Annotated in this window: 12 protein-coding genes; 6 read left to right on the top strand and 6 right to left on the bottom strand. The window is 68.9% G+C overall.

Features of this window, described 5'->3' with window-relative positions; genetic code table 11:
* Positions 1-28 precede the first annotated feature (28 nt).
* Positions 29-2152 carry an NAD-dependent DNA ligase LigA gene (gene ligA, locus ACGFI6_RS26995; RefSeq protein ID WP_393123228.1) on the top strand — a complete coding sequence of 708 codons (2124 nt, stop codon included), beginning with the start codon at positions 29-31 and terminating at the stop codon, positions 2150-2152.
* On the opposite strand, the gene ACGFI6_RS27000 is transcribed toward ligA, so the two are convergent.
* Positions 2106-2840, bottom strand: coding sequence for a hypothetical protein (locus ACGFI6_RS27000; protein ID WP_393123231.1), 735 nt, complete (start codon positions 2838-2840; stop codon positions 2106-2108). The genes ligA and ACGFI6_RS27000 overlap by 47 nt on opposite strands.
* Between ACGFI6_RS27000 and ACGFI6_RS27005 the strand changes: the two genes are divergently transcribed.
* Positions 2769-3779, top strand: a complete 1011-nt coding sequence (locus tag ACGFI6_RS27005; protein WP_393123234.1) for a hypothetical protein — start codon at positions 2769-2771, stop codon at positions 3777-3779. The two genes, ACGFI6_RS27000 and ACGFI6_RS27005, sit on opposite strands and share 72 nt — an antisense overlap.
* A gap of 16 nt (positions 3780-3795) precedes the next feature.
* Entirely contained in the window at positions 3796-4020 is a 225-nt protein-coding gene (locus ACGFI6_RS27010) for a hypothetical protein (protein ID WP_393123237.1), read from the top strand.
* 59 nt (positions 4021-4079) lie between these two features.
* On the opposite strand, the gene ACGFI6_RS27015 is transcribed toward ACGFI6_RS27010, so the two are convergent.
* On the bottom strand, positions 4080-4724 hold the full coding sequence (locus ACGFI6_RS27015; protein WP_393123240.1) for an ACT domain-containing protein: 645 nt from the start codon (positions 4722-4724) through the stop codon (positions 4080-4082).
* Between the two features lie 201 nt (positions 4725-4925).
* Here ACGFI6_RS27015 and gatC point away from each other — a divergent pair, with 201 nt between their 5' ends.
* Genes gatC through gatB form a run of 3 tightly spaced genes read left to right on the top strand, consistent with a single transcriptional unit; the run spans position 4926 to position 8225 of the window.
* On the top strand, positions 4926-5222 hold the full coding sequence (gene gatC, locus ACGFI6_RS27020) for an Asp-tRNA(Asn)/Glu-tRNA(Gln) amidotransferase subunit GatC (RefSeq protein ID WP_393123243.1): 297 nt from the start codon (positions 4926-4928) through the stop codon (positions 5220-5222).
* A gap of 1 nt (position 5223) precedes the next feature.
* Positions 5224-6729, top strand: coding sequence for an Asp-tRNA(Asn)/Glu-tRNA(Gln) amidotransferase subunit GatA (gatA, locus tag ACGFI6_RS27025; protein WP_393123246.1), 1506 nt, complete (start codon positions 5224-5226; stop codon positions 6727-6729).
* Positions 6726-8225: an Asp-tRNA(Asn)/Glu-tRNA(Gln) amidotransferase subunit GatB gene (gene gatB / locus ACGFI6_RS27030; protein WP_393123249.1), complete on the top strand. Its 1500-nt coding sequence runs from the start codon at positions 6726-6728 to the stop codon at positions 8223-8225. Before gatA ends, gatB begins: the two co-directional genes overlap by 4 nt.
* 180 nt (positions 8226-8405) lie before the next feature.
* Here the strand turns inward: gatB and ACGFI6_RS27035 are convergent, their stop codons facing one another.
* From ACGFI6_RS27035 to ACGFI6_RS27050, 4 genes are all read right to left on the bottom strand, one after another.
* Complete coding sequence (locus ACGFI6_RS27035) at positions 8406-8939, bottom strand: hypothetical protein (RefSeq protein ID WP_393123252.1); 534 nt, start codon at positions 8937-8939, stop codon at positions 8406-8408.
* A gap of 73 nt (positions 8940-9012) precedes the next feature.
* Positions 9013-10122 carry a PQQ-dependent sugar dehydrogenase gene (locus tag ACGFI6_RS27040; protein ID WP_393123254.1) on the bottom strand — a complete coding sequence of 370 codons (1110 nt, stop codon included), beginning with the start codon at positions 10120-10122 and terminating at the stop codon, positions 9013-9015.
* Between the two features lie 54 nt (positions 10123-10176).
* Complete coding sequence (locus ACGFI6_RS27045; RefSeq protein WP_393123257.1) at positions 10177-11463, bottom strand: class I SAM-dependent methyltransferase; 1287 nt, start codon at positions 11461-11463, stop codon at positions 10177-10179.
* On the bottom strand, positions 11460-12839 hold the full coding sequence (locus tag ACGFI6_RS27050) for an FAD-binding oxidoreductase (RefSeq protein WP_393123260.1): 1380 nt from the start codon (positions 12837-12839) through the stop codon (positions 11460-11462). Before ACGFI6_RS27050 ends, ACGFI6_RS27045 begins: the two co-directional genes overlap by 4 nt.
* Positions 12840-12898: the final 59 nt, after the last annotated feature.

Raw genomic sequence — 12898 nt, forward strand, 5'->3', positions numbered from 1 at the left:
TGTCGGTGTACCCCTGTAACTTCTTCTTATGAGCGAGAACATGGGGGCGCCTGCGGAGGTTCGGACTCGGCATGCCGAGTTGAGCCAGGAGATCGAGGACCACCGCGCGCGGTACTACCTGGCCAGCCCGATCATCTCGGACGCCGACTTCGACGCGCTGATGCACGAGCTGCAGGGCCTCGAGGAGCAGTATCCGGAGCTCCGCACGCCGGACTCGCCCACCCAGAAGGTCGGCGCGCCGATCTCGACCCTGTTCACGGCGGTCCAGCACCCGATGCGGATGGAGAGCCTGGGCAACGCGTTCTCCGCGGAGCAGATGGAGGCCTGGGCGAAGCGGCTGGAGCGTGAGGTCACCGTCCGGCAGATCCACGACAGCGGGTTCCTCTGCGAGCTCAAGGTGGACGGCCTCGCCCTCGACCTGATCTACGAGAACGGCAAGCTGGTCACCGGCGCGACCCGCGGCGACGGCCGTACCGGCGAGGACGTCACGCCGAACGTGCGGACCATCAAGAGCATCCCGGAGCAGCTCCGCGGCGACGACCTGCCGGCCTTCCTGGAGGTCCGCGGCGAGGTGTACTTCCGCGTCGAGGACTTCGAGGAGCTGAACGCGCAGCTCGTCGAGGCCGGCAAGGACGTGTTCTCCAACCCGCGGAACAGCGCGGCCGGATCGCTGCGGCAGAAGGATCCCCGGGTGTCGGCCGGGCGCCCGCTGCGGTTCGTCGTGCACGGCCTCGGCAAGGTCGACGGGCATCGCTTCGACCGGCTCTCCACGGCGTACGACCAGCTGAAGGCGTGGGGCCTGCCGGTCAGCGACCGCGCCCGCCGGGTCGGCACGCTCGACGAGGTCAATGAATTCATCGCGTACTACGGCGAGAACCGGCACTCGGTGGACCACGAGATCGACGGCGTCGTGGTGAAGATCGACGAGCTCGACCTGCAGCGCGCGCTCGGGTCGACGTCGAGCGCCCCACGCTGGGCGATCGCGTACAAGTACCCGCCCGAAGAGGTGAACACCAAGCTCATCGAGATCGAGGTGAACGTCGGGCGCACCGGCCGGGTCACCCCGTTCGCGCACATGGAGCCGGTCCGGGTCGCCGGCTCGACCGTCGAGTACGCGACCCTCCACAACGCCAAGGAGGTCGCCCGCAAGGACGTCCGCCCGGGCGACACCGTCGTACTGCGGAAGGCCGGCGACGTGATCCCCGAGGTGCTCGGACCGGTGGTCGACCTGCGCCCGAAGGGCCTGCCGGCCTGGGTGATGCCGACGCACTGCCCGTGGTGCAACACGGTGCTGGCGCCGGCCAAGGAGTCGGACGTCGACATCCGCTGCCCCAACTCGCAGTACTGCCAGGGGCAGCTGCGGGAGCGGCTGTTCTACCTGGCCGGGCGGTCCGCGTTCGACATCGAGGGGCTCGGGTTCAAAGCGGCCGACGCGTTGATCCGCGGCGAACTGATCGTCGACGAGGGCGACCTGTTCGCGCTGACCGAGGAGCAGTTGACCGAGAGCGAGTTCTTCACCACCAAGGCCGGCGCCCTGTCGGCGAACGCCCGCAAGCTGCTCGCCAACCTCGAGGAAGCCAAGGCCAAGCCGCTGTCGCGGGTGCTGGTCGCGCTGTCGATCCGGCACGTCGGACCGACCGCGGCCGCCGCGCTGACCGAGGTCTTCAGCACCATGGACGACGTCCGCTCCGCGAGCGAGGAGCAACTGGCCGACATCGAGGGCGTCGGGCCGACCATCGCGCAGGCGATGATCGAGTGGTTCCAGGTGCCGTGGCACCAGGCGATCGTGGACAAGTGGCAGGCGTCCGGCGTGGTGATGCGCGAGGAGCGCACCGGCCCGACGCTGCCGCAGATCCTGACCGGGCTGTCGGTCGTGGTGACCGGGACCGTCGAGGGGTTCAGCCGCGACGAGGCGACCGAGGCGATCGTCGGGCGCGGCGGGAAGGCTGCGAGCTCGGTCTCGAAGAAGACGTCGTTCGTGGTGGTCGGTGACTCACCGGGCTCGAAGTACGACAAGGCGGTCCAACTCGGCGTACCGATCCTGGATGCGGCCGGCTTCCAGGTGCTTCTCGACGACGGCGCCGAGGCGGCTGCCGCGGTCGCGGTCACCGGGGCAGGCACTCCATCGGCTGAGACTTCGCCGGAGGCGTAGGCCGTTCGAGGTTTTTCGAGGTTTTTCGCAGCGAGCGGATCCGGCAACGGGGCTGAGCCGTCCGACTGTTAGTTTTGCACGTCGAGATCTGGGCCAGAAGGAGCGACATATGACGACGCCGCCGCAGGGACCATGGGGTCCTGGGCAGCCGGGGGGCCAGCCAGGCGGGCACGGGGGACAGGGCGGCCAGCAGCCGCCTCAGAACCAGCCGCCGCAACAGGGCGGTTGGGGACAGCAACCACCTGCTCAGGGTGGTGGATGGGGACAGCCCCCACAGCATCCTCAGCAACCACAACAGCCGCAGCAGCCGCAGCAGCACGGCCAGCCGCAGCAGGGCCAACCCCAGCACGGGCAGCCGCCGCAGCAGGACCGGCCGCAGCAGGGCGGCTGGGGACAGCAGCCCAACCAGCAGGGCCAGCCTGGTCAGCATGGGCAGCCGGGTGGCGGTTGGGGCCAGCAGCCGCAGCAGCAGGGCGGCGGTGCCTACCAGCAGCAGTCGTGGGGCAAGCAGCAGCAGGGCGGTTGGCACCAGCAGCAGGGTGGTCAGCCGGGCCAGTGGCAGCCGGGCGGTCCGGGCGACGGTCCCAAGGGGCCAGGTGGCATCAGCAAGGAGAAGATGCCGCTGATCATCGGCGGCGGCGTGGTCGGCATCGTGCTGATCGGCCTGCTGGTCTTCCTCGGCATCCACGCGTTCGGTGGTGACGACACCCCGGAGAGCCAGCCGACGAGCAGCCAGCCGACCGAGGGCGGCGACCCGAAGACCTCGTCGTCCCCGTCCACGGGCACCAGCCCGGGTTCCGGCACCGAGCTCGGCAACGCCACCGGTCAGGCCAAGGCCGTCACCGACAAGCTGCAGGGCATGGGCTTCGGCTGCAGCGACCTGTTCAACACCGGGCAGGGCGCCCACCGCGGCTGCTTCAAGTACGAGGGCAGCAAGCAGGCCGAGGCGATCTTCCAGTTCAAGTCCGACGGCGGCATCGTCGCGGTCCGGGTCGAGACCCAGGACGACGACAACAACAACAACGCCCAGGTCGCGTTCGGCCAGGTGCTGCAGGCGGTCGGCAACGACACCTTCGGCGCCGACGCGGTGACCAAGGTCCAGGAAGCGGTGAAGACCGGTCAGCGGTCGGAAGAGGTCAGCACCAACTGGGGCCAGTTCCAGATGAGCAACTCCGGGTCGAGCCTGCGGCTGTCCGGCCACAAGTCCGGCGAGGAGTCGCTGGACGTTCCGGACCAGACCTTCGACACCACGGCGGCGCAGATGACCGCGGCGCTGAAGGCGAAGTCGTACGTCTGCACCAGCTCCTGCCGCAAGGAGGTCGGTGAGTACGGCTCCCAGCGCGTGTTCTTCTACGCCAGCGGCACCAAGGGCATCAAGGACATCGAGCTGAGTGTCTCCGCCGACGGCAACCAGGTGAAGTCCAGCATGAAGACCGTCATGGCCGACGCGTTCGGTGTCCTCAAGGGCGGTAACGCGGCGGCGGTGAAGGCGTACATCGAGGCGCACAACGACGGCAAGCAGTACGCTGCTTATGTCGGCGGCTGGATGGTCCAGATCGACGGCGACACCTCGGGCAACTACGGGTCGCAGCGGGTGTCGATCGAGTACGAGACCTTCTACGCCTGAGGTTCGGAGGCCGGATGTGAAGTTCCCCCGGGAGAAGCGGGAGTCCCGGACGGTGGCACAGCCGCCGCCCGAGGCGCTCCAGCGGGTCGACGGCGGCGGGCCCTGGGGCCCCACCCAGTTCGACCTCCCGGACCGGAACGGCAGCAACACGCAGGCGATTCTGATCGTGTCGCTGATCGGAGTGGTCGTGCTGCTGGTCATCGCCGGCCTGTGGGCGCTCGCCTACTTCCAGTTCACCTGAGGCAGACGCAACGAAACCCCCGCTCGGCCGAGCGGGGGTTTTTCGTTGCCGAACCAGCGTCAGGCGGTGGCGCGGATGGTGACGGCGAGTGAGGCCAGGTAGGACAGGCGGGCCACCTCGGAGCCGAGGAACTCGGGACCGCCACGGCGGCCGATGACGAGGATCCGGCGGTCGGACTCCAGCGGCGCCGCGACCAGTACAGACTCCGAGAGACCCTTGTGGTCCGGGGCTTCCAGGGTGGTCGCCTTCTCCATCGGGAGCCACTGACCCGCCATGTCGCCGAACTCCGGCGTTGCGCTGGTCTCCAGCGCCACCTTCACCTCACTGCCGGTGCCGTCGAGCAGCGCGGCCCAGTCGGCGTGCAGGACCGCGGGCGACTGCTCGACCAGGATGTCGATCGCCTCGGCGGGCGCGGACGTCATCTGCTCGACGGCCTCGAGGTCCATGTGCAGGCCGCCGCCGGCGCCGTACCGGGAGAACCAGATCACCTCGACGTCGTCGACGCTGTTGCACGCCGACACCAGGCGGTCCGGGAGCACGCCCGGCGGCAGGTCGACCACGATGTCGTCGACCGCGGTGCCGTTCTCGCGGCGGTGCTCGACGATCTCGATCGCGTGGATGTCGGCGTTCACCTCACCAAGGGCGGTCGCGACCGTGCCCAGCGAACCCGGGCGGTCGGGGATGATCAAGCGCAGCAGGAACACCGAACGATCATCTCCCAGCCGATCACCTTGCGCGTAACGCCTTGTCGCCGCCCATGTTACAGAGCGGTAGGAACAGACACGCCGACCCATCTCATCCACACCCCCTGGGGCGCGGAAACCTAGCCGTCACAGGCGCCCACTAGGATGAGCGATGTGCGGCGGAACACGTCGCGGAAGTCCTGCGAACCATTGGATCAGTTCATGCCATCGATTACCCGCGAAGAGGTCGCGCACCTGGCGCGACTGGCGCGGATCGAGCTCTCCGACGACGAGCTCGACCACCTCGCCCCCCAGCTCGACCAGATCATCACCTTGGTCGGGCAGGTCAGCCAGGTGGCGGCGGACGACATCCCGCCGACCTCGCACGCCCTGCCGCTGACCAACGTGATGCGCGCCGACGAGAACATCCCGTGCCTCACCCCCGAGCAGGCGCTGTCCGGCGCGCCGGCCGCGGAGGAGCAGCGTTTCCGGGTCCCGCGGATCCTGGAGGAGGACTGACATGACCGACCTCACCAGGAAGACCGCCGCCGAGCTCGCGGACCTCATGGGTTCGGGACAGGCCAGCTCGGTCGAGATCACCCAGGCCCACCTGGATCGGATCGCCGCCGTCGACGGTGACGTGCACGCGTTCCTGCACGTCGACACCGAGGGCGCGCTGGCGCAGGCGAAGGCAGTCGACAGCAAGCGCGCCGCGGGCGAGCAGCTGGCTCCGCTGGCCGGTGTGCCGCTGGCGCTGAAGGACGTGCTCACCCAGGAGGGTGTGCCGACCACGGCCGGCTCGAAGATGCTCGAGGGCTGGAAGCCGCCGTACGACTCGACGATGGTGAAGCGGCTCAAGGCGGCCGGCATCGTCATCCTCGGCAAGACCAACATGGACGAGTTCGCGATGGGCTCCTCCACGGAGAACTCGGCGTACGGCACCACGCACAACCCGTGGGACCTGGGCCGGATCCCGGGCGGCTCCGGCGGCGGTTCGTCCGCGGCCATCGCGGCGTACGAGGCACCGCTCGCGATCGGCACCGACACCGGCGGCTCGATCCGCCAGCCGGGTGCGTTCACCGGTACGGTCGGCGTCAAGCCGACGTACGGCGGCACCTCGCGGTACGGGCTGATCGCGCTGGCGTCCTCGCTGGACACGCCCGGTCCGTGTGCGCGGACGACGCTCGACGCGGCGCTGCTGCACGAGGCGATCGCCGGGTACGACCCGATGGACTCGACGTCCATCGACCAGCCGGTCCCGCCGGTGGTCGCGGCGGCCCGCAACGGCGACGTCGCCGGGCTGCGGATCGGTGTCGTCAAAGAGCTCGGCGGCGAGGGTTACCAGCCGGGCGTCGAGGCCCGCTTCCACGAGGCGGTCGAGCTGCTCACCAAGCTCGGCGCCGAGGTGGTCGAGGTCTCCTGCCCGCACTTCCAGTACGCCCTCCCGGCGTACTACCTGATCCTGCCGAGCGAGGCCTCGTCCAACCTGGCCAAGTTCGACGCGATGCGGTACGGGCTGCGGGTCGGTGACGACGGCGAGAACAGCGCGGAGAAGGTGACCGCGCTGAGCCGCGAGGCCGGCTTCGGTGCCGAGGTGAAGCGCCGCATCATCCTCGGTACGCACGCGCTGTCCAGCGGGTACTACGACGCCTACTACGGGCAGGCGCAGAAGGTGCGGACGCTGATCGCCCGCGACTTCGCGAACGCCTACGAGCAGGTCGACGTACTGGTCTCGCCCGCGACGCCGACGACGGCGTTCGCGATCGGCGACCGGATCAACGACCCGATCGCGATGTACAAGAACGACCTCTGCACGATCCCGTCCAACCTGGCGGGCAACGCGGCCGCGTCGTTCCCGTGCGGCCTCGCCGACGAGGACGGCCTGCCGGTCGGATTCCACGTGATGGCGCCGGTGCTGCGCGACGACCTGTGCTACCAGGTCGGCGCCGCGCTCGAGACCGCACTGGCCGAGCAGTGGGGCGGCGTGCTGATGACCAAGGCTCCGGAGCTGGAGGTGACCCGATGACCGTTGCAGACGTTCTCGAGATCGACGACGCGCTGGCCCAGTACGACCCGGTGATGGGCCTCGAGGTCCACGTCGAGCTGAACACCCGGTCGAAGATGTTCTGCGGCTGCCCGACCGAGTTCGGCGCCCCGCCGAACACCCACACCTGCCCGGTCTGCCTCGGCCTGCCGGGCGCGCTGCCGGTGGTGAACGCCAAGGCGGTCGAGGCGGCGATCCGGATCGGTCTGGCGCTGAACTGCCAGATCGCCGAGTGGTGCCGGTTCGCCCGGAAGAACTACTTCTACCCGGACATGCCGAAGAACTTCCAGACCTCGCAGTACGACGAGCCGATCGCGTTCGACGGCTGGACCGAGGTCGTCGTGGACGGCGAGACGTACCGGATCGACATCGAGCGCGCGCACATGGAGGAGGACACCGGCAAGGCGACGCACGTCGGTGGCGCCACCGGCCGGATCCACGGCGCGACGCACTCGCTGGTCGACTACAACCGGGCCGGCATCCCGCTGATCGAGATCGTCACCAAGACGATCGAGGTGCCGGGGGAGAAGGCGGCCGCGGTCGCGCGGGCGTACGTGTCGATGCTCCGCGACCTGCTGTTCTCGCTGGGCGTCTCCGACGTCCGGATGGACCAGGGTTCGCTGCGCGCCGACGTCAACGTGTCGCTGAAGCCGTCCGGCTCCACGACGCTCGGCACCCGCACCGAGACCAAGAACGTGAACTCGTTCCGCTCGGTCGAGCGCGCGGTGACGTACGAGATCACCCGGCAGTCGGCGGTGCTCGTGGCGGGCGGCAAGATCCTGCAGGAGACCCGGCACTGGCACGAGGACACCGGCATCACCACCTCCGGCCGGGAGAAGTCCGACGCCGACGACTACCGGTACTTCCCGGAGCCCGACCTGGTCCCGGTCGCGCCGTCGCGCGAGTGGGTCGAGGAACTGCGGGCCACACTGGGCGAGCCGCCGTCGGTACGTCGCGCGCGGCTGCAGAAGGAGTGGGGCTTCACGGACCTCGAGATGCGCGACGTCGTGAACGGCAACGCGCTCGAGCTGATCGTCACCACGATCGACCTGGGCGTACCGCCGGCTGCCGCGAAGAAGTGGTGGCTCGGTGAGCTCGCTCGCGCCGCGAACGAGAATGGTCAGGAGCTCGACGCGCTCGAGGTCGGTCCGGCCGAGGTCGCCCAGGTGCAGAAGCTGGTCGACGACGGCACGCTGAACGACAAGCTCGCCCGGCAGGTCTTCGAGGGGCTGCTGGCCGGTGAAGGTACGCCGGCCGAGATCATCGAGAAGCGCGGGCTGGCGCTGGTCTCGGACGACTCGGCGCTGCTCGAGGCGATCGACCGCGCGATCGCGGCGAACCCGGCCGTGGTCGAGAAGGTCAACTCCGGCAAGCCGGCCGCCGCCGGCGCGCTGATCGGCGCCGTCATGAAGGACATGCGCGGCCAAGCCGACGCCGCCAAGGTCCGCGAACTCCTCAACGAAAAACTCGGCATCTAACCCCACCCGACCCACCACCTCAGAGGCCAACCTCCGAGGTGGTGGGTCGGCAGGCTGCACACCCCGTGCACAACCCACCGGCTGAGCGGTCAACCTGCGAGTTGGTGGGTTGGGTGGCTGCACGCCTCGTGCACAACCCACCGGCTGAGAGGTCAACCTGCGAGGTGGTGGGTTGGGTGGTCAGGCTGCGTGTTTGTGCTCTTGGGCCGGCTGGGGTGCGTCGGCGATGGTGTCGCGTTCGACGCGGTTGTCGTCGACGTCTGCAGCGTCCGCGAGCAGGGTCTGCGCAACCGATAGTTCGTCAGTCGGGCAGCGGACCTCCCAGCGGGTCGGGACGATCTCGGTGCGGACCACGTCCGGCCGGTTGCGGACGAGTCCGCGGAACAACCCCCACAGGGCGCCGACGAGCACGCCGTACACAAAGCCCCAGAGCACGACCGCAAAGGCGGTCAGCGTCGTCGCGGCGACCAGCGTGACAAAGACGGCCGCGAGTACGCCGAGCAGCGCGCCCTGCAAGGCACTCACCCCGGTCATCCGTACGACCGGAACCACCTTGCGTCTACTGGCCTGCCGGAGTCCGGCGCCGACGATTTCCAGGCTCCCCGCGTCCATCCCGTAGCTTCTCAAGTACCCGACTGTTCGCTGAGCATCGTCGTACCTGCTCACGGACGCGATCACACTGCTGGGGACGCCAGACGCCTGGCCGGTCGGCATACCGATCTCCTCCTCGGGTCGTTTCCTTCAACAAGTACCAGACGGCCTCAAGGCTGAAACGGTTGGCGAGTCCTCAGGTGGTGAGCGTCACGCGCAGGATCCGGTCGTCGCCGTCGCGCGCCTGCCCGCGGCCGTCGGTGTTGGACGTGGTGACCCACAACGAGCCGTCCGGCGCGAGCTCGACGGTCCGCAACCGCCCGTACTGCTGGGTGAAGAACGCCTGCGGCTCGCCCGTTCGCTTGCCATTGGCAACGGGTATCGCCCAGAGCCGCTCGCCACGCAGCGACGCCATGAACACGTACCCCTTGGCGAACGCGATGCCCGACGGCGACGCGTCGGCGGTGTGCCACTGCGCGATCGGGTCGGTCATGCCGTCGAGCTGACTGATCCCCTCCGCGGCCGGCCAGCCGTAGTTCGCGCCCGGGGTGATGACGTTGAGCTCGTCCCAGGTGTTCTGGCCGAACTCGGCGGCGTACAACTGGTCCCCGTCGAACGCCAGGCCCTGGACGTTTCGGTGCCCCTTGGTGATCCAGACCCGCCCGTCCGGGTTGCCCGGTGCGGCCTTGCCGTCGGTGGTGATGCGCAGGATCTTCCCGCCGAGCGAGTCGTCGTTCTGCGAGTTCGGCCGGTCCGACCCGTCGCCGGTACCGGCGTACAGGAACCCGTCCGGCCCGAACCGCAACCGCCCACCGTTGTGGATCGCCGCCTGCGGGATCCCGTCAAGGATCACCTGCTGATCCGACAGCTTCCCGTCCTGGTAGGTGATCCGCGCGATCCGGTTGTCGCCGTCCCCGGAGAAGTACGCATAAACGTACGGCTTGCCCGGATACCCCGGATCCACCGCCAGCCCGAGCAAACCACCCTCCGCCGACGACTTCACCCCCTCAACCGCCCCGACCTCACTGACCCGCCCGCCGACAACCCGCACAACCTTCCCCGAGTCCCGCTCCGCCACCAACGCACTCGCATCCGGCAAAAACGCCAGCCCCCAAGGCACCTCCACACCACTGGCAACGGTCGACGCCACCGTCAACTTCAGCGTCTTGGCAGGCGCCATCGTGCTCGTGGTTGCCGGCGCGGAAGTAGGCCCAGTGGATGATCCGGAACTGCTGGGCGTCGCCTCGGAGCATCCCGCGGAGAAGGCCAGCGCGGCCACCACAACCGCCGCTTGCCGCCTGACCATACGCACTCCTTCGTTGGTTCCTGCCTGGTACTACACCGCTGAGACGGCTGTGGTTCAGCTGGCCCAGGTGGGGCGGAGGGGGAAGTGGGAGTTGCCTCGGGCGTCTGGTTTTGTGGCCAGGACCTGGTGGAGTTGGATGGTGTTGTGTTCGAAGCCGGCTCGGCTGGCGGCCAGGTAGAGGCCCCAGATCTTGGCGGTGGCGTGGCCGACCTCGGCGACGGCCTCGTCCCAGTGGGCGACCAGGTTGTCGTTCCAGGCGGCGAGGGTGAGGGCGTAGTGCTCGCGGAGGTTCTCTTCGTGGCGGACCTCGAAGCCGGCGTCCTGGGCCTCGGCGATGATCCGGCCGGAGCCGATCAGCTCGCCGTCGGGGAAGATGTAGCGGTCGATGAACGCGCCGGTGTTGCGGAACTTGTTGTCCGGCCGCGTGATGCAGTGATTGAGCAGCCGGCCGCCGGGCTTCAGCCGGTCGAGCAGGAAGCCGAAGTACGACGGGTAGTTGCGGACGCCGATGTGTTCGGTGAGGCCGATCGAGCTGATCGCGTCGAAGTCCCGTTCGGGGACGTCGCGATAGTCCAGGTAGCGGACCTCGGCGAGGCCCTCGAGCCCCTCGCGCTTGATCGCGTCCGAGGCCCACTCGGCCTGCGCCGCCGACAACGTGACGCCCAGCGCCTGCACCCCGTACTCGCGGGCCGCGTGCCGGACCATCCCGCCCCAACCACAGCCGACATCGAGCAGCCGCTGACCGGGCTTCAGGTCGAGCTTGCGTGCGACCAGGTCGTACTTCTCGAACTGCGCCTCCTCCAAAGACGCATCAGCCGTCGGATAGACCGCGCACGTGTACGTCATCGACGGCCCGAGCACCCACTCGTAGAACGTGTTCGACACGTCGTAGTGGTGGTGGATCGCCGACTTGTCCCGCGCCTTCGAGTGCCGCAGCCCTTCGAACGTACGGCGCCACTTCGGCAGGTGCTCCTGCGGCGGGGGCGGCGGCGGCTTCAGGTGGCTCCAGCCCAGACCGCGCAGGATCCGCAGCGCCTCCGCCGTCTTCGGCCGCTGGAAGTGGAACCGGTCCAGGATCAGCCGCATCAGCTCGTACGGGTTGCCCGGGTGCACTCCGGTGATCTCGAGATCACCCATCACGTACGCGCGAACCATCCCGAGGTCGCCCGGCGCGGTCATGATGTAGGACAACCCACGCTCGGAAGCCAGGTGCATGTGGATCGTCGAGTCCTCAGGCCCGGCCGCACTCCCGTCGTACGCCGTGAACCGGAACGGCAACCCATCCGGAAGCACAGTCGTCAGAGCATCAGCAATCAAAACCTGTGTAGCAAGCGTCGTCATCGGCGCGTCACCGCCTTTTCGTAGAGCCCGGTCAGTCGGGCTTCTGGGTCGTAGCGTTTCTTCACTTCGGTCAGTGCGGGGACGTTGTAGAGGCGGTCGAACGTCTCCCGGTCGTAGTACGCGTCGGAGTACAGGGACTTGTGGCCGCCGAAGTCGCTGACTGCCTGCTCGATGCGCCGGTTGACGTCGCCGTCGGCGGCGCCGGGGGCGATCGGCACCGTGCCCCAGAAACCGACGTTCACGTACGTCTCGTCCGGCTTCAGCGGGTAGAGCGGCCAGGCGTCCGAGCCGCGCAGCCGCAGCGGGCACAGCCAGACCGGCCGCATCCCGACGTCGGAGTCGAACCAGCGCAGGAAGTCGGCGAGCCGGGCGACCGGGATCTCCACGTCCTGGACAACGCGTTCGCGGTCGGGGTTGCCGCGCCGGCGGTTCAGCCGTTCCGCCACGTGGTGCCGGTTCTCGAAGCCGACGATCTTGTGGAACACGTCGCTGCGTCGCCACCGACGAGGCCACAGCCGCCGTACGACAGGTTGCTGGGCGCCGAACGCCGCGGAACACCAGAACCAGTCGGTGTCCCAGCGCCACAGGTAGTCGTGCGCGGTGAGGAAATCCGTCGGCCGCTGCTGGATCGAGCGGTAGTAGATCTGCTGGCCGGTGTAGTCGCTGGTCCGGACGGCGGCGTCGCTGTTCCGGCCGAGCGTGAGGTACGCCTCGGACGGGCTGAACGCGACGCCGTCGACGAACTGCACCGGCTCGCCGTCGTACGTGCCGGAGGCAACGATCGTGGAGATCGCCGGCGCCAGCTCGTCCAGGCCGACCCGGACGTGCCGGAGCGCGACGTACGGCGAGATCCGGTCGAGCTCGATCCGCAGCCGGGTCGCGTACCCGAGCGTGCCGTAGGAGTTCGGGAACATCCGGAACAGGTCGGCGTGCTCGCCGTCGGGGCGGGCGGTGACCAGTTCGCCGGCGCCGGTCAGGATGTCGAGCTCGAGTACGGACTCGTGCGGCAGGCCGGCCCGGAACGACGACGACTCGATGCCGAGGCCGGTGACCGCGCCGCCGAGCGTGATCGTCTTCAGCTGCGGCACGACCATCGGCGTCAGTCCGTACGGGAGCGTGGCCGCGACCAGGTCCTCGTACGTGCACATGCCCTGCACGTCCGCGGTCCGCGCGGCCGGGTCGACGCTGATCACGCCGGTCAGCTTCGAGACGTCCAGCCCCGGGCGGTCGAGCTCCGCGCGCGGCCGGAACAGGTTCGAACTGCGCTTCGCGAGCCGGACCGGAACGCCTTCCGGGATCCGCTCGTACGACTCGCGCAGCCGCCCCACGGCCTGATCGTGCGCAACCACCGCCGCCACATCCGATGTCGAAGGCACCGATCCAGAGTACGACGATGCCCGCCTGCTGGCACGGGTGTTCAAAACTGTCCGGGTGG

The sequence above is a fragment of the Kribbella sp. NPDC048928 genome, assembly GCF_043197975.1.
In the GTDB taxonomy this organism is placed as follows: domain Bacteria; phylum Actinomycetota; class Actinomycetes; order Propionibacteriales; family Kribbellaceae; genus Kribbella.